Origin of the sequence: Lentzea sp. NPDC051208, assembly GCF_040682435.1 — a bacterium.
GTDB classification, from domain to species: Bacteria; Actinomycetota; Actinomycetes; order Mycobacteriales; family Pseudonocardiaceae; genus Lentzea; species Lentzea kristufekii.
This window is the reverse complement of the sequence record NZ_JBFBAW010000021.1, coordinates 91,996-115,579: the sequence shown is the minus strand read 5'-3', so window position 1 is coordinate 115,579 and position 23,584 is coordinate 91,996. Positions and strand designations below refer to the sequence as shown.

The window sequence follows — 23,584 nt, the reverse complement described above, 5'->3', positions numbered from 1 at the left end:
TCTTGCGCAATCACCGCACCGGTCGTCGCGGGCGGAGTACTCGGAGCAGGAGCACGGTGAGAACGGCTCCCGCGGCGGTGACCGTGAGGATCACCCACATGTTCGGCCCCTCACCGGAGGCCAGGGTCGCGTTGATGATGTTGCCCGCGGGCTGCGGTTCGGCGAACGACGAGTCGCCCGCGAGACCGGTGCTCTCCAGCAACGTCATGTGCTTCATCACCACGTCGATGCCGGCCTGGGCGAACCCGCGGATGACGTCGTTGCGGGTCCCCGAGCGCACCTTCGCGATGAAGGGGAAGATCTGGCCGTGCGCGGCGCGCAACCGGGCGACGAACGCCTGGTCGAACGCGTCGCCTTCGAGCGCGTTGATCTCTTCCATCCACGACTGCTGCGTCGGGTTCGGCACGTCGGGCGTGGTCAGCCCGAACCCGGCGGCCGTCTTCTTCGTCAGCGCGTCCAGCATCATGTGGTCGAGCATGATCATCTTGCCGATCTGCTTGACCCTGGCGTTGGACGCCTTGGTGGCCGTGAGCTCGCCCATGGGCATCTCCCACAGGCCTGCGAGGCGCACCCTGTTGAGCAGTTCGCGGTCGTTCGCCGTCAGCGGGCCCGACGGGGTGTCCATCACTCCCCCGGTGTCCGCGGGCTGCGCTGCAGCCGTGGCGGTCAGACCGGAGAAGAGGAACAACATCGCAAAGACGGTGGCGAGGGCTCTGGTCATCGTCTTGTTGTCCTCGTTGTCCAAAGGAAGTCGATAGGAGATGGATGCATGGCGTGGAGCAGTGGGCTCAGTAGCCGGGCGCCGCGGGAGGGGGCGCTGACTGCGGCGTCCGCGCCGACCCGGAACTGGGGGACGTGCTCGGCGCACTGCTGCTCTTGCTGTTGTTCTGGGCCTTCCCGCCGGTGATCTTGGCGCCGTTGGGCGCGGTGACCCACCACACACCACCCTTGCCCTGGCCCTTCATGTCGCCGGCGACCTTGTCCTCGGCGAACGTGTACTGCGGCCAGCCCTGGATGGTGAGCTGCTTCGTGCCGTCGGGCCTGGTCAAGACCCCCATGGAGATCGGGTCCACGCCCGTCGCCATCGGCGTCTTGTCCGCGAGGACCGGCTTCCAGGCCTTCGCGCACTCACCCTCGCAGTTCGACTTGGACGGCTTGGGGACGTCCTTGTCGTAGCGGTACATGGGCAGGCCCTCGGCGTCGATCACGAACCACCCCATCTGCTCGGTGTTCGCGATGAAGTAGTTGTTGTGACCTTCCAGATCAGCGTTCTTGGCCTGCAGGCCACCGGCGGCGGCCGCCCCTCCGGGAGGGGTCTGGGCACTGCCGCACGCGGTGAGGGAGAGGGCCAGTACCGCCAGGGCGGTGATGGCTGGTCCACGTCGCATCGGCAGGTCCTTTCTCAGCGGGGGTACCGAGGAGTACGGACACGATCCGGCAACGGTTCACGAACTTCGTGAGGAATATTTGCCTCTCGACTTGAGACGGTTGATGGGGCAAGGATGTCCCCCGTGGCGCGGCATAGACGTCAACGCGAGTTAGACGAACAATCACCAAGACCGGGGTCTCTCGAAGAAGAGTTGATCCGTCGGCTGTACGAGGAATTCGGGAGTGCCCTGCTGGGACACTGCATGAGGTTGACGGGCCATGATCGTCAGTGGGCCGAGGACATCGTGCAGGAGACCCTGGTCAGGGCATGGCGCAACGCCGAGAAACTCGAGCGTGACCCCGTGCTCTTGCGGTCGTGGTTGTTCACGGTGGCAAGGCGGTTGGTCATTGACGACAGGCGTAAGAGAAGCGTCCGTCCGCAGGAGTTCGAACTGACCCCTTCGGACGAGTCGCCCTCCCGCGGCGAAGAGGATCGCACCCTCGCGGCGATCGTCGTGGCGGAGGCGATGAACGGTCTCTCCGAGGAACACAGGGAGGCTATTCTCGAAACATATTTGCGGGACCGCACCGTCGGTGAGGCCGCGGCTGCACTGGGTGTGCCGCCGGGAACGGTCAAGTCGAGGGTGTACTACGCGCTCCGTGCGTTGCGGCGTGCGTTGCACGATCGGGGAGAGACGCGGTGACAACGGCACCAGATCACCTCGACGTAGCCGCCTACGTGCTCGGCATCCTCGATGCCGATGAGGTGGAGGCGTTCGAGAACCACCTGACCGAGTGTCGGCGGTGTGCTCTTGACCTGCGCGACTTCGCGGTGGTGCCGGACCTCATCGACGAGGCCGACGCCGGCGGGATGCTGCGCGGGACGGCTCCGGAACGCCCCGACGGCAAGTCGGTGCGGGTCATGCTCGACGCCGTCGCGGCGCGCAGGAAGCGCCGACGGTGGTTCGTCGCCCAGGGCGTCGCGGCCGCCGCCGCCGGCGTCGTGGCGGTGACGGCCGTGGTCACGACCCTGGTCGTGCGCGGCGGCAACGACGGTTCGAACCAGGCAGCGCCCCAGAACCCCGGCACCTCGACGTCGCAGACGAGGGTGGCGAACAACTCCAACGACACGTCGATGGAGGTGAAGCACCAGGACCCGAACAGCGGCGTCGGCACGAAGATCAGCGCGTCCGACACCCCGTCGGGGACCGCGATGGACATCGAGGTCACCGGCATGTCCGGCCCCAGCAGGGGTTCGCTCGTCGCTGTGGGCCGCGCGGGCCGTGTCGCGCAGGTCACGTCCTGGTACGCCCCGGAACCGGTGGCGGGCGACAAGAAGACCATCAAGCTGGCCGCGAACGTGGCCATGCGGTGGCACGAGATCGCGACGTTCCGCATCGTCGACGAGAACGGGAAGACGCTGCTCGAAGTCGTGGCTTCCTGACGTTTCGCGACACCAGCCCACTGCCCCCGCGGGATCCGTGAGATCCTGTGGGGGCAGTTGTCGTTTCGCAGGAATTTTCGCAGAAGTTCGGGAAGGCTGGCTACGTGGCGATAGGCCCGTCAGCGGTCGAGCGCTGGCTCGATCTGTCCACAGAGGAGCTGCGCGCTCAGGTCACGCGGCTCGTGTCCGCCCGGCTACCGGGTGATCACGCGGTGTGGCAGGCGATCCGGCGTCATCCGTCTCTGGTTCCGCGCATCCGCGGTGTCCTCTCCGGACTCGCGGCCACCGCGACCGGCAGCAAGGACGAGGCCATGCAGAGGGTCTGGATCTCCAACGCGCGCGCCGCACTGGACCAGGTCGTTCCGCCTCCGGTGAAGGCCGTGAAAAAGCCAGTGGTTGAAGAGGTTCCCGCCGAGGAACCCGAACGTGCGATCGAGCTCAGGGAACCCGAGCCCGCTCAGCAGAGGCAGCCGCACAAGGTCATTCCGTCGATGCTCTTCCAGGAGCCGAGCTAGGGAGCCGGATGGTCGTCTTCGGATCGTTCATCTCGCTGTCAGGTCTGCTGATCCTGCTGCTGCGCAACGCCCCGATGGGCGGGCTCAGCCCGGCGGTCGTCGGGTGGGTGCTGATCCCGCTCGGCCTGGTGTTCGCGGGGCTCGGCGTGCTGCGCAACCGCCGCAAGCGCGCGCAGAACGGTCCCGGCCCGGTCGGGAACCCGATCGCGCGCCTCAAGGCGTTGCCGCGGCTGTGGAAGACCTGGCGCGGCGGCAAGTACCCGGAGCTGCCGCGCAGCCAGGTCATGATGTGGGCGGTGGCGCTGGTCTACCTCGTGTCGCCGATCGACGTCCTGCCGGAGTTCCTGCCGGTGATCGGTGTCACGGACGACGCGGGTGTGCTCGTCTGGCTGCTCAGCAGCCTTTCGGTGGCCTCAGGCTCGTACCTGCGCTGGGAGAAGGATCATCGCGACACGGGTCGCGGGATCGAGGCCCCGTGAGGCCTCCTCGCGCATGATCCCGGCCAGGCCGGGCGAGGTGTCCGCCACGGCGCGGAACCCGAGGCGTTCGTAGTACGGCGCGTTCCACGGCACGTCGCGGAACGTCGTCAGCGTCACAGCGCGCTCGGAGCGGGTGACGTGCTCGATCAGCGCGGCGCCGATGCCCTGGCGGGCGTGCGAGGGATGCACGCTGACCTGGTGGACGTGCGTCGCACCGTCGACGTCACCGACCGCGATGAACGCGACGGGCACGCCTTCCGCGCCGATGGCGACCCAGACCTCGTGCTCAGCGAGGTCTGCCAGGGCCATCGGGTCGTCGTCGGCGATCTCGGGCATCCCGATGTCGCGAAACGGCTCTCCGGAGGCGATTTCGATCTCCTGGAGGTACGGGAGTTCGGCTGGTTGGGCGAGACGGATCAACACGCCCGCGATCCTGGTAGGTCGGACGCGAGCGGCGCACCCGAATAACGTTAAAGTTCCTTCCTGATGCGAACGAAGACAGTGCGCGTCCTCCTGGTCGAGGACGACGATGGCGACGCCCTCCTGGTCGAGGCGCTGCTCGAAGAAGCGAGCGCCCCGTTCATCCTGGCGCGCGCCCACACGCTCGCGGAGGCGGAACGGCTGCTCCCCGACGCCGAGTGCGTGCTGCTCGACCTGGGACTACCCGACTCACAGGGGCTCGACGGCCTGCACCGGCTGCTGGCCAAACCGGACGCGCCGGCGATCCTGGTGCTGACCGGGCTCGACGACGAACGCGAGGGCATCTCGGCGGTCGCCGCCGGTGCCGAGGACTTCCTGATCAAGGGCAAGGTCGACGGCGAACTGCTGCTGCGCGGCGTCCGGTACGCGGTCGAACGCCGCCGCGCCGACGACGCCCAGTTCCAGCTGCGCGAGGCCAAGCTGCTGGCGGCCGAACGGAGCAGGCTCGAACGCGGCCTGCTCCCTCCCCCGCTGCTGCAGAACTCGGACGTGAACCTCGAGGTCCGCTACCAGCCCGGCGGCCAGCGGTTGCTGCTCGGCGGCGACTTCTACGACGCGGTCGGCCTGCCGGACGGCACCGTGCACGCGATCATCGGCGACGTCTGCGGCCACGGCCCGGACGAGGCCGCGCTGGGCGTCTGCCTGCGGATAGCGTGGCGCGCGCTGGTCCTCGCCGGCGAACCCGCGGAGAAGGTGCTGCACACGCTCGACCAGGTGCTGGTCGCGGAACGGCACGGTGAGGGCATCTTCACCACGGCGTGCATGGTGACCGTGGCGCCGGACCGCCGTTCGGCGCGCTACTTCCTCGCCGGGCACCCCGAGCCGCTGATGATGGTCGGCGGGCAGATCGTCGACCTGCCGCAGTCGAAGATCGGTGTGCCGCTCGGCGTGCTGCCCGACTACGCGTGGACCGGGGTGGACGTGCCGCTGCCGTCCGGCTGGTCTCTTGCCTGCTACACGGATGGACTGATCGAGGGCCGGGTACCTGACGACGTCGACCGGCTCGGTGTCGAGCGCCTCTGCGAGATCCTGGCGAGACATCTGCGGAACGGTCCCGACTGGATGGACTCGGTCATCGCGGAGGTGACGGAGCTCAACGGCGGGACGCTCGACGACGACGTGGCCATCCTGCTGCTGAAGGACGGAAAGTGAACCTGCCGCACAGGCTTCCGGCGAGCCGCCTGCTGGGCGCCATCGTGGCGATCCTGCTGGCCATGACCGCGGTGGCGATCTCGTCCACGGTCGTCGCCCTCGACTCGCTGAGCAACGCGCGGGCGCGGTCGGTCGACCAGGTCGAACCCGCCGGGCGCCGCGTGAACGAACTGAACCGCGCGCTGCTCGACCAGGAGACCGGGGTGCGCGGTTTCGTCCTCACCGGCCAGGACGACTTCCTCGCGCCCTACCTGGACGGCCAGAAGGCCGAGATCGAGACGGCCGCGAGCCTGCGCGAGCTCGTCGGCGACGTCAACGGCCGGGTGAGCCGCATCGAGGACCTCGCGCGGCAGTGGCGCTCGGAGTACGCGGAGTCCACGGTGGCCGGGATCAAGCAGTCCGGCGCCGGCGGCAGCACAGCGGGGGACATCGAGCGCGGCAAGGTGCTGTTCGACCAGCTCCGTGCCGAGGTGTCGGCGCTGCGCACCGACATCGGTGGGTTCGCCCAGCAGGCTCGCGAGGACCTGGAAGAAGTGGCGCAGGTCGTGCTGTGGCTGGTGATCGGCATGGGCGTGCTGCTGGTGGTGGTGATCTGCGGGCTGTCGGTGCTGTTGCACCGCCTGCTGGTCGCGCCGCTGGCGAACCTCGCCGCGCACACCCGGCAGGTGGCGTCCGGCGACTTCGAGCACGAGATCGACGCGGACGGTCCACTGGAGACCGTGATGCTCGGCGAGGACGTGAACGGCATGCGCCGCCGGATCGTGCAGGAGCTCGAGGCGCTGGACCAGAGATCCGCCGAGCTGCAGCGCTCGAACGCCGAGCTGGAGCAGTTCGCCTACGTGGCCTCGCACGACCTGCAGGAACCGCTGCGCAAGGTCGCGTCGTTCTGCCAGCTGCTGCAACGGCGGTACGGCGGCCAGCTCGACGAGCGCGCCGACCAGTACATCGATTTCGCCGTGGACGGGGCGAAACGCATGCAGGGCCTGATCAACGACCTGCTGGCGTTCTCCCGCGTGGGCCGGATCACCCGCGAGCGGACCATGATCGACCTGGACGAGCTGGTCAGCCAGGTGGTGGAGAACTTCTCCGACCGCATCGAGGAGACCGGCGCCACCATCGTCGTGGGCGATCTGCCCTCCGTGCGAGGTGAGGCGACTCTGCTCAGCGCGGTGTTCCAGAACCTGATAAGCAATGCGTTGAAGTTCAGGGGGTCGTCGGCTCCGGAGGTCACGATCGAAGCTGAGCGCGACGGCGAGGTGTGGAAGTTCTCCGTTCGCGACAACGGCATCGGGATCGAGCCGGAGTACAGTGATCGAATCTTCGTCATCTTCCAGCGCCTGCACCCCAAGGACGCCTATCCGGGCACCGGGATCGGCCTGGCGATGTGCCGCAAGATCGTCGAGTACCACGGCGGCACCATCTGGCTGAAGACCGATGTGGACTCGGGTACCCAGTTCGAGTTCACCCTGCCCGTGGCCGCAGAAGACCTGGTTGAGGTAACCGCATGACTGAAGCACCCCTGAACGTGATCGACGTCCTGCTCGTGGAGGACGACCCGGGCGACGCCCTCATGACCCAGGAGGCGTTCGAGCACCACAAGATCCGCAACGTCCTGCACGTGGTGAAGGACGGTGTGGAGGCGCTGGAGTTCCTGCGCCGCGAAGGCCAGTACCAGGACGCACCGCGGCCGGGCCTGATCCTGCTCGACCTCAACCTGCCCCGCAAGGACGGCCGCGAGGTGCTGGGCGAGGTGAAGAACGACCCCGAGCTGCGCTCGATCCCCGTCGTCGTGCTGACGACCTCGGAGGCCGAGGAGGACATCCTGCGCAGCTACAGCCTCTACGCCAACGCGTACGTGACCAAGCCGGTGGACTTCGACAGGTTCATCGAGGTCGTCCGCCAGATCGATGATTTCTTCGTCACCGTGGTGAAGCTGCCCCGCTGATCACGGCCGGTTCGGCCATCAGCTTGTCGACGCCGGCGGCGCCGCGCTCGCAGGACCAGCACCGCTCGATCTCTGACGTGAGCGCGTTTCGTATTCGGTCACCGCACGCAGGGAGCTTTCGTGCGGTTGGAAGGCACGCGGGGACCCCGCGTGCGGTAGGAGGGCACGCGGGATCCCCGCGTGGCGGCCGGGGCGGCTAGAAAAGCCAAGGCTGTTGGCTCATCCACGACCTCCGACCAGGTGCTTGGACGCGTCTGTGGCGTCTGGACGCTCAGTCGACGCTGCGCACGATCACGGGTTCCTCGTCGGCCTGCACGACCCATTCCTGGGGCTCGCGCGGCTCAGGGATGACCGGCGCCCACATCCCCGTGCCACCCGGACGACGCTGCCTGCGTAACTCGAATTCCTCTCGCGTGCTCATGCACTCTGGCTACCCGCATCAGCCGAACGTATGCCTGACAGCATGGTCGTGATGGCCGCCATGACCCGCCGGGTGGCCTCTGCCAGCACTTCCGCGGTGAGTTCGAGGTCGTAGAGGTCGGACAGGTCGACCGGAGCCCCCGCGACCACCTCGATCCGCTTGCGCGGCAACAGCCTCGGCAGGATCCTGCCCCTGGGCAGCAGGTCCTGCGTGCCCCACTCGGCGACCGGGACGACCGGCACGCGCGACTCCAGCGCCATCCGCGCGACGCCGGACTTGCCCTTCATCGGCCAGTTCTCCGGGTCGTCGGTGAAGGTGCCCTCGGGGAACACCATCACGCACTCACCGCCGCGCAACGCCTCCACAGCGGGCCTGAGCGCCTCCGAGGCCTTCACCGTGCCGCGTTCGACCGGGATGTGACCTCCGGAGCGCATGACCCGGCCGAAGACCGGCAGGCGCCACAGGGAGGCCTTCGCGAGCACGCGCGGCACCCGGTTCGACATCAGCGCGAACACCACGGCCGCCACCGTGTCCGCGTTGGACAGGTGGTTGAACGCGAGGATCACGCCGCCGTTGCCCGGCACGTGCTGCTTGCCGCGCACCTTGAGCCGCACGAACAGCACGACCACGGGCCACAGGACGTCGATCGCCAGCGAGAACCAGAAGCCTCTGCCCCTGCGGGGCATCTTCCAGGTCCAGGCGGCCAGCTCCAGCGGTGTCACACGTGGTATTCGAGCACGCCGGCGTTCGGAGTTCGGGTCAATTCGCCACGTTCGACCAGAACGTCGAGGTGCGCGGCCGTCTCACCGATGGCCAGCACCTGGTTGAACATGTCGAGATCGTCGAACCGGCGCTGGCGGCGGGTCCAGCCGATCTTGCGGGCGGTCTCGAACGCGCTGCCCGCGACGGCCTTGAGGATCTCCTCCAGGCGCTGCTCGTGGAACTGCAGCAGCTCGTCGACGCGGGCGTGCGAGCTGTCGGTCACCGGGCCGTGCGCGGGCAGCAGCTTCAGGTCCGGCAGCTCGCGGGTGAGCCGCAGCGACGTCATGTAGTCGCCCAGCGGCAGTTCGGGCCGCAACGGCTCGAAGCCGATCGACGGCGTGATGTGCGGGAGCACGTGGTCGCCGGAGAACAACACCTTCGCGGTGTGGTCGACGAACACGACGTGACCGCGGGTGTGACCGGGCGTCGGGACGATCTCCAGCTCGCGGTGCTCGAGGCCGACGGTGCTGCGGACGAGCCACTCGTCAGGCTCCTCGTAGTCGCGCAGCGCCTCACCGCGGTCGACGTGGTGCATGATCTTGATCCACGTCTCGGCCAGCTCGCTGGCACCCCACTTGCGCAGGTCGTCGACGTGCTGGTCGTCCTGGCCGTGCAGCATGTGCCGCAGCGAGGGCTGCTCGCCGAGACCGAGCCCGATCCTGCTGCCGAACGTCCTGCGCAGCGACACCGCCATCGTGAAGTGGTCGCGGTGGACGTGCGTGATGAGGAACCTCTTGATGTCCTCGAAGCCCTTGTTCAGGGTGCCCAGCGCCGCTTCGAGCTGGTCGCGCGCCTCGTCCAGCGCCCAGCCGGAGTCGACCATGACCAGGCCGTCGCCGTCCTCGATCGCGTAGACGTTGACCGCGCGCAGGCCGTCGTTCGGCAGCGGCAGCGGAATCCGGTGCACTCCTGGTGCGACCTCGAACGCGCCCGGCTCACTCCACACGCTACGCCCACCTCATTGTTAGCGCTCGCAACTATCTACCGGACGGTAACACGGTATTCCGGGTGCTTGTCGATGTACTTCGCGACGAACGGGCACAACGGGGAGATCTTGACATCCCGCGCCATGACGTCGTCCAGCGCGTACTTCGCGAGCTGGGCGCCGAGGCCCTGACCGGCGTACGCCTCGTCGACCTCGGTGTGCACGAACGCGAGGACGCCGGCGACGTCGCGGTACTCCAGGAAGCCGGCGAGCTCGCCGTCGACGTGCACCTCGTAGCGGCTCTCGGCCTTGTTATTGGTGACCACGTCAACCATCTTGCCTCGGAAGAGGGAAAATGGCCCGCATGGACGTCTACCTCCTGATCCTGGGTGACCACCTGCCCAACCCGTGCACCGGGCAGGAGGTCCCCCAGGCCGACCGGCTGCGCGCGATGGTCGAGCAGGCGGTGGTGGCCGAGGAGGCGGGGTTCGCGGGCGTCGCGATCGGTGAGCACCACTTCACCCGCTACATCGTGTCCGCGCCCGAGCTGCTGCTGGCGGCGGTGGCGGCGCGGACGAGCACGCTGCGGCTCTCGACCGGCGTGACGCTGCTGGCCCACCGCGACCCGGTGCTGGTGGCCGAGGCGCTGGGGACGCTGGACGTGCTGTCGAACGGGCGGGCCGAGCTCATCGTGGCCCGCGGGGTCGACCAGCAGACCGACGCGGCGTTCGGCGTGCAGCCGGGTGAGTTGCGGGCGCGGTTCGAGGAGCACCTGCGGTTGCTGCTCAAGCTGCTGGAAGAGCCGTCGGTGAGCTGGGACGGGAGGTTCCGCGGCCAGCTGAGCGACGTCACGACGACGCCGCGGCCCGTGCAGACGCCGCGGCCGACGGTGTGGATCGGATCGGGGTCGGCGGTGTCGGCGGACCTGGGCGCCGAGCTGGAGATGCCGCTGATGCTGCCGTCGACGTTGCGGGATCCGTCGATCTACCTGGAGGTGGTCCAGCGGTACCGGGAGCGCTTCCCCGCCGGACGCGTCGGCGTGCCCAGTCACGTGTTCGTGGCGCGGGAGGACGCGCGGGAGCGCTGGCGGCCGCACCTCGCCGAGTACGCGCGGTTCGCGGACCCGTGGCGCGGGGACGGCGACATCGACGTCGACGCGATCATGGACGGCGCGGCGGTGTGCGGGACGCCGGACGAGGTGGCGGCACGGCTGAACGAACTGGCGGAGCACCTGTCGATCGACACGCACCTGGTGATGGTGGACATCGGTGGCATGCCGCACGAATCGGTCGTCGAGACGATCCGCCTGTTCGGCACCGAGGTGCTTCCGAAACTTGTTTAACGCAAGCGCCGCAACGGGTTAACACTCGGCGAGCAGAATGGACCGCGTGGGCATCACCGTCATCGGCATCACGCATCCTGGGCAGGTCGGGGCGCTCCCCGACGGCACGAACGTGCTGGTGCTGGCCGACGACGGCACGTACGCCGACGAGTTCCTCGACACCGACTTCCGTGCGCACCAGCTGGTGGTGCGCGCTCACGGGCGCGGGTCGGCGTTCTTCGGGGTGGCGGACAAAGCCCGTGAGCTGGGAGCGGATCGGATCCTCTTCGGTGGCACGTACGACATCGCCGCCTCTCTCGCCACCGGAGAGGACCCCGTGCTCGTCCTCGGCGTGCGGCCGCCGGGCGGCCCGATCGCGTTCAACGCGGCGTTCGGCGAGTGGCTGGCGCGCTGGCCGAGGCCCGCGAGCGCCTATCGCGGCGACGTCGATCACTGGCTGGCCGAGAACGCGTTGCGCGAAGGCCTCCGCGTGGAATTGGTTTCATGGCTGATGGAACCGACCGTCCCCATGCGACGGAAGTTGAAGGCGTAGTTCTCCGAAGTCTGAAGACATTGCCGCAGCAGTGAAATATCGTCTCCTCCTGCGACCATCCGCACACGCGGTGCAGCTGAGGGTTCTCTCAGCGTGGCGGCTCGGGGCGGGGGCACCGGGGTTAATCTCAGGGTCGATCTCAGTGGAAGGCCTGACCCTTCGGTGTGCCCGTGTCGCCGAAGATGGTGCGCACGAAGCCCATAGGAGGGGACTGAGAAGTGAGCGCGTCCGATGGAGTCGCGGCGAGAGCCGTCGACGTTTGGAAGTCTTACGGGTCCGGCGACGCTGCCGTGACCGCGCTCGCGGGGGTGAGCGTCGACCTGGAGAAGTCCAGGTTCACCGCGATCATGGGCCCGTCGGGGTCGGGCAAGTCGACGTTGATGCACTGCCTGGCAGGGCTCGACGACGTCACCAGCGGTGAGGTGTGGGTCGGTGACACGTTGGTCACCGGGTTGAAGGACCGCGGGCTCACGGAGCTGCGGCGGGACAAGGTCGGCTTCATCTTCCAGCAGTTCAACCTGCTGCCGACGCTGACCGCCGAGGAGAACATCACGCTGCCGCTCGCGATCGGCGGCAAGAAGGTCGACAAGGCCTGGTTCGACGTCGTGGTCGACACGGTGGGTCTGAGGGACAGGCTGACCCACCGGCCGACGCAGCTGTCGGGCGGCCAGCAGCAGCGCGTCGCTTGCGCGCGTGCGCTGGTGTCGCGCCCTGACGTCGTGTTCGCGGACGAGCCGACCGGCAACCTGGACTCGCAGTCCGGTGCCGAGGTGCTCGGGTTCCTGCAGCGGTCCGCCCGCGAGTTCGGGCAGACGATCGTGATGGTCACGCACGACCCGAACGCCGCTTCGTACGCCGACCGCGTCATTTTCCTCAAGGACGGCCACATCGTCCGCGAGCTGCTGTCGCCGTCGGCCGAGGAGGTCCTCGACACGATGAAGCACCTCGACTCAGTTGTCGCGGTGCCGCATGTTTAAGGCGACTCTCAAGAGCCTGCTGTCGCGCAAGCTCCGGCTGGTGCTGTCCGCGCTCGCGGTGGTGCTGGGCGTGATGTTCGTGTCCGGTTCGTTCGTGCTGACCGACACGCTCCAGCGGTCGTTCACCGACCTGTTCTCGTCGGCCTTCGCCAACGTGGACGTCTCGGTGACGCCGAAGGCGGAGAAGGGCAAGCAGCCCGAACCGCTGACGCCGCAGGCGATCGCGGACGTGAAGTCGGTGGCGGGCGTGGCGTCGGCCGTCGGTGACGTGCAGGGGTCCGCACGGCCGATCGGCAAGAACGGCAAGGTCATCACCACGTCGGGCTCGCCGCGGTTCGGTTTCAACTGGACCGGCACCGGCCAGGAGAAGATACGCGACGGCAAGGCCCCCGCCACCGAGAACGAGGTCGCCGTCGGCGGGTCCCTCGCGACGGCCGGTGGTTTCAAGGTGGGCGACGACATCGCGTTGCTGACGCTGGAGCCGAAGAAGACCTTCAAGATCACCGGCATCTACGAGTACGCGGGCGGCCGCGACTCGCTGGGCGGCGAGCTGTCGGTGGCGTTCACCGAGCCGGTCGCGCAGCAGTTGTTGCTGGGCAAGAAGGACGTGTTCTCCGGCATCACCGTCACGGCGGCCCAGGGCACCACGGACGACGCGCTGCGCGACGCCGTGGCGGCGAAGCTGGGCTCCGGCTACGACGTCAAGACCGGTGCGGTGCTGGCGAAGGAGCAGGCCGACCAGATCAACGAGGGCCTGAAGTTCTTCAACTACGTGCTGCTCGGGTTTGCCGGCATCGCGTTGTTCGTCGGCATCTTCATCATCCTCAACACGTTCTCCATCATCGTCGCCCAGCGCACCAGGGAACTGGCGCTGCTGCGGTCGATGGGTGCCTCACGCGGCCAGGTCATCGGGTCCGTGGTGCTGGAGGCGCTGGTGATCGGCCTGATCGCGTCGATCGTCGGCCTCGGGGCGGGCATCGGCATCGGCGCGCTGCTGGCGAAGATCTTCAGTTCGGTGGGCGGTACCGACCTGCAGCTCGCGAGCATCGGCGTGCCGATGACGGCGGTCATCTCGGCGTTCGCGGTGGGCATGATCGTCACGGTGGTCGCGGCCGTTATGCCGGCGCTACGGGCGTCGCGGATCGCGCCGGTCGCGGCGATGCGCGAGGCGGCCACGCCGGACCGTCCGCTCACGAAGATCACGATCACCGGTGCCCTGGTGGCGGCCGCGGGTGGCACGTCGCTGGCGTTCGGCTTCAACCAGGCCTCGCTGCCGTTGATCTTCGGCGGCATCCTGGTGGCGTTCGTCGGTGTCGCGCTGCTGACGCCGATCCTCTCCAAGCCGATGGTGTCGCTGATCGGCCGGCTGCTGTCGTGGTCGATGCCCGGCCTGCTGGGCCGCCGCAACTCCGCGCGCAACCCGCGCCGCACCGCGATCACCGCGGCCGCGCTGATGGTCGGCATCTCGCTGATCACCGGCGTGAGCGTGGTGCTGACGTCGGCGACCAAGTCGATCGAGAAGCTGGCCTCCGGTCAGCTGCAGACCGACCTGATCGTCTCCGGCGAGGGCCAGATGGAGGGCGAGCCCGCGACGTTCAGGCGGGACGTCCTGACGAAGATCGAGAAGACCGACGGCGTCAAGTCGGCGGTCGGCTGGTCGCAGGACGGCGTGCTCGAGGGTGAGAACCAGCTGTTCGCCGTCGGCGTCACGGACGTGCCCGCGATGGCGTCGATGTTCGGGCTGAAGCCGAAGTCCGGCACCATCGCGCCGCTCAAGGACGACCAGCTCGCGCTGCCGGAGGAGATGGCGGCCGAGAAGGGCTGGTCGGTGGGCAGCAAGGTCACGCTGCAACTGGCCAAGGGCGAGCCGAAGACCTACGCGGTCGGCTTCATCTGGGTGAAGTCGCAGGTGTTGCAGGGCGCGCTGGTGCTGCCGGAGTCGGCGAGCAAGGACTTCCGGTCCGACCAGATCGCCCAGGCGTTCGTGCAGGTCGCGCCGGGCGTGTCCGCGGCGGACGTGCAGAAGCGCGTCGAGCCGCTGTTCGCGGACAACCCGGAGATCACCGTCCAGGACCGCAGCGCGTTCGTGAAGCAGACGACCTCGCAGTTCGACACGGTCCTGCTGATGATCCAGATCCTGCTGGCGCTGGCGATCCTGATCGCCGTCCTCGGCGTCATCAACACCCTGGCGCTGTCGGTGATCGAGCGGACCCGCGAACTGGGTCTGCTGCGGGCCATCGGCATGCGGCGGGCGCAGGTGATGCGGATGATCACCGTCGAGTCGGTGGTGATCTCGGTGTTCGGCGCGGTGCTCGGCCTCGCGGTCGGTCTCGCGCTGGGAGTCGCGACCGTGCAGGCGTTGAAGGACCAGGGCATCTCCGAGATCGGCCTGCCCTGGATGACCATGGTCCAGTACCTGGTGGTGGCGGCGTTCGTCGGCGTGATCGCGGCGATCCTGCCCGCGATCCGGGCCGCGCGTCTGAACGTGCTGGACGCGATCGCTTACGAGTAGGCAGAGAAGGGGGTGCTGTGCCAGGCCGTCGCGCTTCTGGCACAGCACCCCTTTTTCACGCGTGCGGGCAGGTGTCCCGGTAGGCCGAGATGAGCGTGTTCGGCGCCGGGGGCGGGCACAGGAACTGGTCGTAGCGCACGTCGTCGTCCACGAAGCGCTTGAGCCACGACAGCGTGTACTTGCGCACCGTCACGTTGTCACTGCGAGGTGCCGAGTGGTCGCCGCCGCGCAGTTCGAGGAACGCCTTGTCCGGTGCGGCCGTGATCGAGTTGTAGAACGGCGTGGAGTGCTGCGAGTTGGGCGCGGTGGGGTCGTTCTGGCCGCCGAGCACCAGGGTCGGCACCTGGACCGTCGACCAGCTCTTGGTGGTGTGCCAGCCGGCCATCGGGATCGAGGCCTGCAGGGCGGGACGGTTCGCGGAGGCGCGCAACGCTCCCCCGCCGCCCATGGAGTGGCCCATCACGGCGAGGCGCGAGGCGTCGACGCGGGGGTTTGTGCGGACCACGTAGTCCAGTGCCGCGAGCAGCTGACGGCCACGGCTGTCCGGGTCGTCGAAGCCGGACAGGGTGTTGATGGTGATCACCACGAAGCCGTAGGACGCCAGGCGCGGGCCGAAGTGCGCGACCGAGGTCTGGGTGGCGGTGAAGCCGGGTGAGACGGCGATGGCGCCGAACGTGAGATCGCTGGTCGGGGTGTAGACCGTGCCGCCGCCGAAGTTCGACTGGCGGGCGACTGCCGCGGACGTCACGGCGAACGTGCCTCGGGAGGCCTCGACCGACGCGGCGGTGGGTGCGGGGCCGCGTTCGTAGGGGTTGGCCGCCGCTGTGGCGACGGCGGGGGCGGTGGCTGGGATGAGCGCCAGGACCAGCGCCGCAAGCATGGTTTTGATGCGCACGACGAAGACACCTCGAATGGTTGCAGGGGAACCAAAAGCGACGGCGAGCCACACGCTACCGCCCAGTAGCCTCGTTGGGATTCGGCCACATGGATGGTTACGGGGACGTTTCGACACTGTTCGACAGAATGTTTCCCGGGACCGGCTCGTCACCCACCGCAGCGGACCGGGACGTTGTCGTCCTGTCCGGTCACCGCAGCGGCGGTATGCGGCGATTCGGACGGCCCACGAAGGTGATCTCGTGCCCACCCGGAGACAGTTCCTCGTTCTGAGCTCCACAGCAGCACTCACCGGTCTGCTGTCCGAGACTCCCGCGTCCGCTGCCGACACCGCGCAGCCGTACGCGTCCTACTGGCACCCGGCGACGATCCTCGACTGGGATCCGTCGACCGACCGGGACGCGAAGTACAACCGCAGCACGGTGCCGCTCGCGAGACGCGTCGTCCCGGCCGGACCGGCCAACGCGCACGCCCGCCCGAACGAGGCCCGTGTCCAGGCGCTGGTGGCCTACGCGCCGACGAGCGGCAACCCCGCGCAGGGCTCGCTCGACATGAACTACTACGCCACGAACTACTGGCAGTACATCGACGAGCTGGTGTTCTGGGGCGGGTCGGCGTCCGAGGGGCTGATCCTCGCGCCGAACCCGACCGTCACCGACGCCGCGCACCGCAACGGCGTGCGCGTGATCGGCAACGTGTTCCTCCCGCCCACGGCGTACGGCGGCCAGATCCAGTGGGTCCGCGACTTCGTCCGGCGCGAGGGCGACAGGTTCCCCGTGGCGGACAAAATGGTCCAGGTCGCGCGCCACTACGGCTTCGACGGCTGGTTCCTCAACCAGGAGACCGCCGGCGGCAACACCCAGCTCGCGAACGACATGCGCGACTTCATCGTCTACATGAAGAAGTCCGGGCTGCGGGTCGTCTGGTACGACGCGATGACCGACAGCGGCAGCGTCAGCTGGCAGAACGCCCTGACCGCGCGCAACCGGATGTTCTTCGAGCAGTCCGACGAGATGTTCCTGAACTTCTGGTGGAGCACGCAGGGCCTCGCGAACTCCGCCGCGCTCGCCCGGCAGACGGGCCGCAGCCCGTACGACCTGGCGTCCGGTGTGGACGTCGAGGCGAGCGGCTACAACACCAGCGTCGGCTGGGCCTCGATCTTCCCCGAGGGCAGGCCGCACGTGACGTCGCTCGGCTTCTACCGTCCGGAGTGGACCTTCAAGTCGGCCACGGGCCCCGCTGACTTCTACGCCCGCGACAACAGGTTCTGGGTCGGCCCGAACGGTGATCCGTCGAACACCACCACGACGGCGAACTGGAAGGGCGTGGCCCACTACGTCACCGAGCTGACCCCGATCACGACGCTCCCGTTCGTCACGAACTTCAACACCGGTCACGGCAGGAAGTTCGCCGTCAACGGCACCGTCCGGTCGGCGCAGGCCTGGAACAACCTGTCGTTGCAGGACGTCCTTCCGACCTGGCGGTGGAGCGTCACGGGAACCGGCACGAAGGTCACCCCGTCGCTCGACTGGGACGACCCGTACGACGGCGGCACCGCGCTGAAGATCACCGGCACGCCGCAGTCCGCCAACGACGTCCGGCTGTTCGCGACGTCGCTGGAGCTGACCGGCGCCAGCCAGTTCGAGATCGTGCATCGCACCGGCACCGGTCCGTCGCGCCTGCAGGCGGTCCTGCGGTTCGGCGCGACCGAACGCGTCCTGGACCTCGGCGGCGTCAGCGGGGCGTGGCGGCGCAGCGTGTTCCCGCTGGGCGAGCACTCCGGCGCGACGCTCACGGAGATCTCCCTGCGGGTCCTGCCGGGAGCCGCGATCACCGCGTTCATCGGCCGGATCGGTGTCACGAACCCGGTCATGACTCCCCCGGCGGCGCCGTCCGGCGTCCGGGTCGAGCAGGTGAGCCGCACCAACGCCACCACGGCGTCGGCACGGCTCACCTGGACGCGCTCACCCGGCGCGATCCGGCAGTACCGGGTCTACAAGTGGACCGGTTCCGGGCGGATCTTCCTGGGCGGCACGGCGAACGACGCGTACTTCGTGCCGGCGATCCCGCTGAACAGCGGCGAGACCGCGCAGATCGAGGTCGAGGCGGTCAGCGAGGCGTTCGACGTCTCACCGCCCGCCAGGACCTCCGTCACTGGTACACCCTGACGTAGTCCAGCACCATGTCCTGCGGCAGCTGCGTCCCGGCCCCCGGCGGGCCGGGCCAGTCGCCGCCGACGGCGTTGTTGATGATCAGGAAGAACGGGTGGTCGTAGACCCACGGCCCGCGCGTGGTCTCCAGCTGTTCCCGGTCGACGGTGAAGAACCTGTTGCCGTCCACGCTGAACGTCATGTGGCTGGAGTCCCACTCGACCGCGAACGTCCGGAAGGCGCTGGACGCGGGCTGGCCGAGTTCCAGCGGTGACCCGTACCCGCCCGCACCGAAGTACTGGGGCGCGTGCAGCGTCGAGTACACCCGGTTCGGTTCCTTGCCGACGTGCTCCATGATGTCGATCTCGCCGCACGCGGGCCACGGCCTGCGCTGGTCGAAGAAGTCCGCGCCCAGCATCCAGAACGCGGGCCACAACCCCTGGGTCGACGACACCTTGATGCGCGCCTCGACCCGGCCGTAGGTGAAGGTGAACTTGCCGTAGGTGTTCAGCCGTGCCGACGTGTACTGGCAGGTCGTGCTGCCGCTGACCGGGTCCACCGGGCACGCGCTGCCGGGCGTGACCTCACGCCGGGCCTGCAGCACCAGGTTGCCGTTGCCGTCGTGCCGGGCGTTGTTGTTGTTCGTGTAGTACTGCAGCTCGTTGTTCACACCGGGACCGATCTCCGGCTGCCACTTCGAGGCGTCCGGCCCGGTGCCCGCGGGCGCGTTGAACTCGTCGCCCCACACCAGCCGGCCGGGGAACGACGGGTTCGGCGGCAGCGGCGGTGGCGTGATCGGAGCGCCGCCGCTGCCGTGGACCTGGAACTCCCACAGCGAGTAGCCGTAGCCGTTCGACCTGGCCGTGCCGTACATGCGCACGTAACGGCCGGTGCCGCTGACCGTCAGCGTCTCCTTGAACCCGCGGCCGGCCGTGGTCGAGTAGATCTCGCGCCAGCTGGTGTTGTTGTCGGAGACCTCGATCCGGTACGCCGTGGCGAACGCGGGATCCCACTGCAGCACGACCTTCGAGATCGTGGCGGTGGCACCGAGGTCGACGGAGATCCAGCCGGGGTCGACCCAGCCGTTCGTCGCGCTGGTCGCCCAGCGGGTGGCCGGGTCGCGGTCGAAGGCCTTGGCCGGGGTGCACTGGCCGCAGTTCGCGTCGTCCTGGAACGTCGACGCGGCACCGGACCTGCCGTACGAGAGCAGGGTTTCCGCGGTCCCGGTGCCCGGGGTGCCGAACACCTGGAACTCCCACAGCGAGTAACCCCACTGCGTGGCCCGCTGGGTGAGGTCGAGGCGCACGTACCTGCCGGTGCCGGTGACCGGAAGCGTCTCGGTGCCGCCGGGCCCTGTCGTCGTTCGACGAAGTTCCTGCCAGGTGGTGCCGTCGGCGGAGATGCTGAGCGTGTAGGCCCGCGCGCTCGCGGTCTCCCAGGCCAGCACCACCTGGTCGACCCGCGCGGACGAGCCGAGGTCGATCTGGATCCACTGCGGATCACCGAACGAACTGGACCAGCGCGTGCCGAGATCGCCGTCCACCGCCGCGGCGGCGCCGAACGCGACGTTCTCGCTGCTGGAGGCGGTGACCGGGCGGTTCTGCGAGATCAGCGGACCGGCGGCGGACGCCTGTACCGGAACGAGCAGAGCGGCCGCGACCACGGCCGCGGCGAACAGGGGGAGTCTTCCGCGTTGAAGCCTTCCTGACATGGGTGCTCCTGAGGCCGGAGAACGAGAGGAGGACGGCGAGAGAGCGCTCTCTGCGACAGGAGTTCAGAGCCGAGAGTCAGGGCATCGGGCCCGCCCTGTCAAGAAAACCGGGACTTCTGAACGTTTCTTGCGGATTGACGGCCGATTACGGGCTGCGCCATGCTCGAAGGGCGTGAGAGCGCTCTCCCAATCCTGCTGCGGAGAGGAAAGCTTCAATGAGGAAGCCCTTGTTCCACATCGCCGCCGTCATCGAGCTGATAGCCACCGCACTCAGCATTCCCGTTGCGGCACAAGGAGAACCAGTCCGCGTGGCCGAGTTCCTCGCGGAGTGCCCGATCAGCCACCGGCTGGCGGACGACCCGATCGTCCTGCCGAACCTGGCCGGTGCCTCGCACTTCCACGACTTCTTCGGCAACCACTCGACGAACGCCCGTTCCACCCTGCAGTCGATGGAGGGCCAGACGGGCAACTGCAACCCGGCCTCGGACATCTCGTCGTACTGGGTGCCGACGCTGTACCGGGACAACACCGCGATCGCCCCCACCGGCGTCACCTTCTACTACCTCGGTGAGGGCGTGAACAACCCGGCGGCGATCCAGCCCACGCCGTACGGGCTGAAGATCGTGGCGGGCAACGCGAAGGCCACCGGCGATGCCGACAGCATCGCGCGCTGGTCCTGCCTGCACGCCGGGCACGTCAACCCGTCCAAGAACTTCGTGACCTGCCCGGCGGGCACGATGCTCGAGACCTACCTGGACTTCCCGCAGTGCTGGGACGGCCGCAACCTCGACTCGGCCGACCACAAGTCCCACATGTCGTACCCGGTCGCCGGCGGCTGCCCGTCGAGCCACCCCGTCCCGGTGCCGAAGCTGCGCATGGTGCTGCGGTATCCGGTCAACGGCAGCACGGCCGGGCTGCGACTCGCTTCCGGCACAGGGCAGACGATGCACGGTGACTTCTTCAACGTGTGGCCGCGCGCGGAAATGGAGCGCCGCGTCCGCAACTGCATCAACGTGGTGATCAAGTGCGACCACAACGGCAACCACGGATGACAATGCTCCTGCTGGCAGGCCTTCTCGTGGCCTGCCAGCAGGCTCCATCCCCGCCCTCTCCCCCACCGGCTCCGCAGAACGGTTACGGCGCAACGGAACGAGCGTTCGTCGAGCTCGCCATCGCGACCGACGAGCAGGCCCTCAAGCTGCTCGAGCTCACGGACTCCGCCGAGCTCAAGCAGAACCGCAACATCGAGCTCACCGAACTGAGGAAGCTGCTCGACGGGCCGTACGTGAACAACCACGCCGGGCACGACATGCCGGGCATGCCGACGGACGCCGAGATCCAGCTCGCGTCCACGAACCCGGACGCGCTGAAGCAGTTCGTGCGCGCGCACCTCACCGAGTCGCTGGAGGTGCTGAAGTCGGCAGGACCGGCCATCACCCACCCGCCGACCGCCGAGGTGGTCAAGCTGATGGAACGCCACCGCACGGCGGAACTGGCGGCCGGGTGAAGCGCGTGACGCTGGAGGAGGTGGCTCGCGTGGCCGGGGTGTCGCGCGCGACCGCGTCGAGAGTCGTCAACGGCGCGTCCAGCGTCGACGAGTCACTCCGGCACGCCGTGCAGAGAGCCATCTCCAGCACCGGCTACCTGCCGAACATCGCCGCGCGCTCGCTCGTCACGCGCCGGGCCGACGCGATCGGGCTGCTGCTGCCCGACGAACGCCGCATGGACGGCGACCCGCACCTCGCGAGCGTCGTCAGCGGCGTGACCCGCGTCGTCCGGCCGCTGGGCGTGCACCTGGTGCTGATGATGACCGGTCCGGGCACGCGCGAGCGGGCGTTGAGCGACCTGCGGTGCGGCCGGCTGGACGGCGTGATCCTCGTGCACACCGACCCGGCGGATCCGGTGCCGGGTCAGCTGATCGAGGCCGGACTCCCCGTCGTGCTCGCCGGTCGTCCGCTCGAACCGATGCCGATCACCTACGTCGACGTGAACCAGACGGCCGGGGCCGCCCTGGCCGCACGCCGCCTCAAGTCGTTGCAGTGCACCAGGATCGCGACGATCACCGGCCCGCAGGACACCCCGGCGGGCCAGGACCGGCTCGCCGGGTTCCTCGCCGAGGTCCCCGGCGCCGTGGTGGTGCACGGGGACTTCACCCGGCAGTCCGGCGTGGCCGCGATGGAGAAGCTGCTCCGCTGCTGCCCGGACGTCGACGGCGTGTTCGTCGCCTCGGACCTGATGGCGAACGGCGCGATCCCTGTGCTGCACCGCAGTGGCCGCAAGGTTCCCGACGACGTGGCGGTCGTCGGGTTCGACGACAGCAGTGCCGCGCTGACGTCCGAACCCGAGCTCACGACCGTCCGCCAGCCGATCACCGACATGGCCGCGGAGATGGCGCGTCAGCTGCTGCGCCAGATCACCGAGCCGCGTTCCCCCACCATGTCGGTGATCTTCGAACCCTCACTCGTGGTGCGCGACAGCGGTTGATCAGGTGGTGCGCAGGCGCACCGGCATGTCCCGGGCGATCGCCCACGTCGCCGCCAGTGCGACCAGGAACGCCGCCAGCGACATCAGGTGCCAGCCGGCGCCCAGGTAGGACGGGACGTTGCGGATGAACGGCAGGTTGCCCGAACCGGGGATCCGCGCGGTCGTGACCGCGACCAGCACCACGCCGATCGGCACCGAGAAGATGCCACCCGCGCCGAACCTGCCGAACGCCGCCGCGCAGAACATTCCGGCCGCACACCACACCAGGAACATCAGGAAGTACGCCTGCGGCAAGCCGTGCTCGTCCGCACGCCAGTCCATCAACGAGTAGATCCCGCCCTCGACGAGGAATCCCAGCCAGGCGAACAACGTCATCAGCAGCGCGAGCACGACGGTGAAGGCGAATCCCGCCGCGAGGAACTCGCGGCGCGTGCGACCGTGCGCGACGGCGATCGGCAGCAAATTGTGGATCACGTAGATGCCGACCCAGAACAGGAACCAGCGCGCGATCTGCGACGTGACGACGTTCCACGCGCTGATCTCGACGCTGCGGAAGGCCGAGACCACGAAGGTGAGCACGAGGACGAACGCGAAGGCCACCGCGGCGACCATCGCGCAGAAGACGAGCAGCGAGGTGGTCAGGTGACGGAAGATCTTCACCGCTTCCCTCCGACCGGATCGGTGAGGTGGACGAACAGGTCCTGCAACGCGATCGGGCCGAGTTCCAGCCCGAGCTGACGGGCACGCACCAGTTGCCCGTCGTCTAGCGCGCCGTAGACCATCGCGGCCTTGGTGCGCCCCAGCGACTTCTCACTCAGAACGGTCAGTCCGGCGGTGAACTCGTCGACGTCGGCGGCGTTGCCGGTGACCTCGGTGCCACGTGAGCGCAGCACGTCCGCCTCCTCCTGGAGCACCAGCCGGCCGCTGTCGATGATCAGCACCTCCTCCAGCAGCGAGGCCAGCTCCTCGATCAGGTGCGTGGAGATGATGATCGTGCGCGGGTGCTCCATGAAGTCGTTGAGCAGTGCGTCGTAGAACGCGTACCGGGTCGGCGTGTCCATGCCGAGGTGCGACTCGTCGAGCATCGTCAGCGGCGAGCGGCTGGCAAGCCCGATCACGACGCCGAGTGCTGAGCGCTGCCCCAGCGACAGTTCGCCGACCTTGGCCTTCAACCCGATCTTGAACAGGTCGGTGAGTTCCAGCGCGTAGTCGTTGTCCCAGGTGTCGCGCCACGCGGCGCCGTACTCCAGCACGTACGAGACCTTGTCGCCCTTGTCCGCGGCGTCGGCGGTGTGGCGGACCAGGCACACCTGACGCATGGCGGCGGCGTTCTCGAAGACCGGCAGGCCGTCGAGCTGAACGGATCCTGAAGGCCTGCGGTAGCCCGCCAGCGCCGACATCAGGCTGGTCTTGCCGGAGCCGTTGCGGCCGAGCAGCCCGTAGATCTTGTTGCCGGACAACGAGAAGCTCATGTCGTCGACGGCCGTCACG

General features: G+C 68.5%; 26 protein-coding genes. 15 read left to right on the top strand and 11 right to left on the bottom strand.

Annotated features, from left to right (window positions below; all coding sequences use genetic code 11):
• Nucleotides 1-10: 10 nt before the first annotated feature.
• Together AB0M48_RS37805 and AB0M48_RS37800 are read right to left on the bottom strand one after the other, a co-directional pair.
• A complete protein-coding gene (locus AB0M48_RS37805; protein ID WP_266042722.1) occupies nt 11-721 on the bottom strand; it encodes a DUF4142 domain-containing protein in 711 nt (236 codons plus the stop codon).
• A gap of 67 nt (nt 722-788) precedes the next feature.
• Complete coding sequence (locus tag AB0M48_RS37800) at nt 789-1,388, bottom strand: hypothetical protein (RefSeq protein ID WP_363851550.1); 600 nt, start codon at nt 1,386-1,388, stop codon at nt 789-791.
• A gap of 114 nt (nt 1,389-1,502) precedes the next feature.
• On the opposite strand from AB0M48_RS37800, the gene AB0M48_RS37795 reads away from it, so the two are divergent.
• The 4 genes from AB0M48_RS37795 to AB0M48_RS37780 all read left to right on the top strand — a co-directional run bounded on the left by AB0M48_RS37795 (nt 1,503) and on the right by AB0M48_RS37780 (nt 3,806).
• Complete coding sequence (locus AB0M48_RS37795; RefSeq protein WP_030479030.1) at nt 1,503-2,072, top strand: sigma-70 family RNA polymerase sigma factor; 570 nt, start codon at nt 1,503-1,505, stop codon at nt 2,070-2,072.
• Nucleotides 2,069-2,812: a zf-HC2 domain-containing protein gene (locus tag AB0M48_RS37790; RefSeq protein ID WP_363851546.1), complete on the top strand. Its 744-nt coding sequence runs from the start codon at nt 2,069-2,071 to the stop codon at nt 2,810-2,812. The genes AB0M48_RS37795 and AB0M48_RS37790 overlap by 4 nt, the downstream gene beginning before the upstream one ends.
• 104 nt (nt 2,813-2,916) lie before the next feature.
• Nucleotides 2,917-3,327: a hypothetical protein gene (locus AB0M48_RS37785; protein WP_363851543.1), complete on the top strand. Its 411-nt coding sequence runs from the start codon at nt 2,917-2,919 to the stop codon at nt 3,325-3,327.
• A gap of 8 nt (nt 3,328-3,335) precedes the next feature.
• Entirely contained in the window at nt 3,336-3,806 is a 471-nt protein-coding gene (locus AB0M48_RS37780; RefSeq protein WP_363851540.1) for a DUF1232 domain-containing protein, read from the top strand.
• Here AB0M48_RS37780 and AB0M48_RS37775 read toward each other — a convergent pair.
• Entirely contained in the window at nt 3,741-4,226 is a 486-nt protein-coding gene (locus AB0M48_RS37775; RefSeq protein WP_363851626.1) for a GNAT family N-acetyltransferase, read from the bottom strand. The genes AB0M48_RS37780 and AB0M48_RS37775 overlap by 66 nt on opposite strands.
• 66 nt (nt 4,227-4,292) lie before the next feature.
• Here AB0M48_RS37775 and AB0M48_RS37770 point away from each other — a divergent pair, with 66 nt between their 5' ends.
• The 3 genes from AB0M48_RS37770 to AB0M48_RS37760 are packed head-to-tail and all read left to right on the top strand — an operon-like array spanning nt 4,293 to nt 7,383.
• Nucleotides 4,293-5,438: a SpoIIE family protein phosphatase gene (locus AB0M48_RS37770; protein ID WP_363851537.1), complete on the top strand. Its 1,146-nt coding sequence runs from the start codon at nt 4,293-4,295 to the stop codon at nt 5,436-5,438.
• Nucleotides 5,435-6,946, top strand: coding sequence for an ATP-binding protein (locus AB0M48_RS37765; protein WP_363851534.1), 1,512 nt, complete (start codon nt 5,435-5,437; stop codon nt 6,944-6,946). The genes AB0M48_RS37770 and AB0M48_RS37765 overlap by 4 nt, the downstream gene beginning before the upstream one ends.
• On the top strand, nt 6,943-7,383 hold the full coding sequence (locus tag AB0M48_RS37760; RefSeq protein WP_363851531.1) for a response regulator: 441 nt from the start codon (nt 6,943-6,945) through the stop codon (nt 7,381-7,383). The genes AB0M48_RS37765 and AB0M48_RS37760 overlap by 4 nt, the downstream gene beginning before the upstream one ends.
• A gap of 271 nt (nt 7,384-7,654) precedes the next feature.
• On the opposite strand, the gene AB0M48_RS37755 is transcribed toward AB0M48_RS37760, so the two are convergent.
• From AB0M48_RS37755 to AB0M48_RS37740, 4 genes are read right to left on the bottom strand one after another with little or no spacing between them, the layout of a single operon-like run.
• The gene (locus AB0M48_RS37755; protein ID WP_319987925.1) at nt 7,655-7,804 is read right to left on the bottom strand and encodes a hypothetical protein; all 150 of its coding nucleotides are present in this window, start codon (nt 7,802-7,804) and stop codon (nt 7,655-7,657) included.
• On the bottom strand, nt 7,801-8,526 hold the full coding sequence (locus AB0M48_RS37750) for a lysophospholipid acyltransferase family protein (RefSeq protein WP_363851528.1): 726 nt from the start codon (nt 8,524-8,526) through the stop codon (nt 7,801-7,803). Before AB0M48_RS37750 ends, AB0M48_RS37755 begins: the two co-directional genes overlap by 4 nt.
• Nucleotides 8,523-9,512 carry an MBL fold metallo-hydrolase gene (locus AB0M48_RS37745; RefSeq protein WP_363851525.1) on the bottom strand — a complete coding sequence of 330 codons (990 nt, stop codon included), beginning with the start codon at nt 9,510-9,512 and terminating at the stop codon, nt 8,523-8,525. The genes AB0M48_RS37750 and AB0M48_RS37745 overlap by 4 nt, the downstream gene beginning before the upstream one ends.
• Before the next feature lie 35 nt (nt 9,513-9,547).
• Complete coding sequence (locus AB0M48_RS37740) at nt 9,548-9,826, bottom strand: GNAT family N-acetyltransferase (RefSeq protein WP_363851522.1); 279 nt, start codon at nt 9,824-9,826, stop codon at nt 9,548-9,550.
• 29 nt (nt 9,827-9,855) lie between these two features.
• Here AB0M48_RS37740 and AB0M48_RS37735 point away from each other — a divergent pair, with 29 nt between their 5' ends.
• From AB0M48_RS37735 to AB0M48_RS37720, 4 genes are all read left to right on the top strand, one after another.
• Entirely contained in the window at nt 9,856-10,833 is a 978-nt protein-coding gene (locus tag AB0M48_RS37735; RefSeq protein WP_363851519.1) for an LLM class flavin-dependent oxidoreductase, read from the top strand.
• Between the two features lie 46 nt (nt 10,834-10,879).
• Nucleotides 10,880-11,365 carry a hypothetical protein gene (locus AB0M48_RS37730; protein WP_363851516.1) on the top strand — a complete coding sequence of 162 codons (486 nt, stop codon included), beginning with the start codon at nt 10,880-10,882 and terminating at the stop codon, nt 11,363-11,365.
• A 290-nt stretch (nt 11,366-11,655) separates the two neighbouring features.
• Nucleotides 11,656-12,342, top strand: a complete 687-nt coding sequence (locus AB0M48_RS37725) for an ABC transporter ATP-binding protein (RefSeq protein WP_319981328.1) — start codon at nt 11,656-11,658, stop codon at nt 12,340-12,342.
• Complete coding sequence (locus AB0M48_RS37720) at nt 12,335-14,854, top strand: FtsX-like permease family protein (RefSeq protein WP_363851512.1); 2,520 nt, start codon at nt 12,335-12,337, stop codon at nt 14,852-14,854. Before AB0M48_RS37725 ends, AB0M48_RS37720 begins: the two co-directional genes overlap by 8 nt.
• A 55-nt stretch (nt 14,855-14,909) precedes the next feature.
• Here AB0M48_RS37720 and AB0M48_RS37715 read toward each other — a convergent pair whose 3' ends face one another.
• Nucleotides 14,910-15,749 carry a dienelactone hydrolase family protein gene (locus AB0M48_RS37715; protein ID WP_363851510.1) on the bottom strand — a complete coding sequence of 280 codons (840 nt, stop codon included), beginning with the start codon at nt 15,747-15,749 and terminating at the stop codon, nt 14,910-14,912.
• Nucleotides 15,750-15,990: 241 nt separating this feature from the next.
• Here AB0M48_RS37715 and AB0M48_RS37710 point away from each other — a divergent pair, with 241 nt between their 5' ends.
• Nucleotides 15,991-17,916, top strand: a complete 1,926-nt coding sequence (locus AB0M48_RS37710; protein WP_363851507.1) for a hypothetical protein — start codon at nt 15,991-15,993, stop codon at nt 17,914-17,916.
• Here the strand turns inward: AB0M48_RS37710 and AB0M48_RS37705 are convergent.
• Entirely contained in the window at nt 17,900-19,609 is a 1,710-nt protein-coding gene (locus AB0M48_RS37705) for a discoidin domain-containing protein (RefSeq protein WP_363851504.1), read from the bottom strand. The two genes, AB0M48_RS37710 and AB0M48_RS37705, sit on opposite strands and share 17 nt — an antisense overlap.
• Nucleotides 19,610-19,824: 215 nt before the next feature.
• Between AB0M48_RS37705 and AB0M48_RS37700 the strand changes: the two genes are divergently transcribed.
• From AB0M48_RS37700 to AB0M48_RS37690, 3 genes are read left to right on the top strand one after another with little or no spacing between them, the layout of a single operon-like run.
• Entirely contained in the window at nt 19,825-20,661 is an 837-nt protein-coding gene (locus AB0M48_RS37700; RefSeq protein WP_363851501.1) for a DUF1996 domain-containing protein, read from the top strand.
• 2 nt (nt 20,662-20,663) lie between these two features.
• A complete protein-coding gene (locus AB0M48_RS37695; RefSeq protein WP_363851498.1) occupies nt 20,664-21,116 on the top strand; it encodes a hypothetical protein in 453 nt (150 codons plus the stop codon).
• Between the two features lie 5 nt (nt 21,117-21,121).
• Nucleotides 21,122-22,093 carry a LacI family DNA-binding transcriptional regulator gene (locus tag AB0M48_RS37690; RefSeq protein WP_363851495.1) on the top strand — a complete coding sequence of 324 codons (972 nt, stop codon included), beginning with the start codon at nt 21,122-21,124 and terminating at the stop codon, nt 22,091-22,093.
• On the opposite strand, the gene AB0M48_RS37685 is transcribed toward AB0M48_RS37690, so the two are convergent.
• Nucleotides 22,094-22,753 carry a hypothetical protein gene (locus AB0M48_RS37685; RefSeq protein ID WP_363851492.1) on the bottom strand — a complete coding sequence of 220 codons (660 nt, stop codon included), beginning with the start codon at nt 22,751-22,753 and terminating at the stop codon, nt 22,094-22,096. It abuts the gene before it with no gap.
• The gene (locus AB0M48_RS37680; protein WP_363851489.1) at nt 22,750-23,583 is read right to left on the bottom strand and encodes an ATP-binding cassette domain-containing protein; all 834 of its coding nucleotides are present in this window, start codon (nt 23,581-23,583) and stop codon (nt 22,750-22,752) included. Before AB0M48_RS37680 ends, AB0M48_RS37685 begins: the two co-directional genes overlap by 4 nt.
• Nucleotide 23,584 lies beyond the last annotated feature (1 nt).

Coding starts and splice junctions, on each gene's coding strand:
- AB0M48_RS37695 (WP_363851498.1), top strand. CDS start 20,664: ATGCTCCTGCTGGCAGGCCTTCTCGTGGCCTGCCAGCAGGCTCCATCC.
- AB0M48_RS37700 (WP_363851501.1), top strand. CDS start 19,825: ATGAGGAAGCCCTTGTTCCACATCGCCGCCGTCATCGAGCTGATAGCC.
- AB0M48_RS37740 (WP_363851522.1), bottom strand. CDS start 9,826: ATGGTTGACGTGGTCACCAATAACAAGGCCGAGAGCCGCTACGAGGTG.
- AB0M48_RS37705 (WP_363851504.1), bottom strand. CDS start 19,609: ATGTCAGGAAGGCTTCAACGCGGAAGACTCCCCCTGTTCGCCGCGGCC.
- AB0M48_RS37770 (WP_363851537.1), top strand. CDS start 4,293: ATGCGAACGAAGACAGTGCGCGTCCTCCTGGTCGAGGACGACGATGGC.
- AB0M48_RS37780 (WP_363851540.1), top strand. CDS start 3,336: ATGGTCGTCTTCGGATCGTTCATCTCGCTGTCAGGTCTGCTGATCCTG.
- AB0M48_RS37735 (WP_363851519.1), top strand. CDS start 9,856: ATGGACGTCTACCTCCTGATCCTGGGTGACCACCTGCCCAACCCGTGC.
- AB0M48_RS37760 (WP_363851531.1), top strand. CDS start 6,943: ATGACTGAAGCACCCCTGAACGTGATCGACGTCCTGCTCGTGGAGGAC.
- AB0M48_RS37720 (WP_363851512.1), top strand. CDS start 12,335: ATGTTTAAGGCGACTCTCAAGAGCCTGCTGTCGCGCAAGCTCCGGCTG.
- AB0M48_RS37805 (WP_266042722.1), bottom strand. CDS start 721: ATGACCAGAGCCCTCGCCACCGTCTTTGCGATGTTGTTCCTCTTCTCC.
- AB0M48_RS37755 (WP_319987925.1), bottom strand. CDS start 7,804: ATGAGCACGCGAGAGGAATTCGAGTTACGCAGGCAGCGTCGTCCGGGT.
- AB0M48_RS37800 (WP_363851550.1), bottom strand. CDS start 1,388: ATGCGACGTGGACCAGCCATCACCGCCCTGGCGGTACTGGCCCTCTCC.
- AB0M48_RS37795 (WP_030479030.1), top strand. CDS start 1,503: ATGTCCCCCGTGGCGCGGCATAGACGTCAACGCGAGTTAGACGAACAA.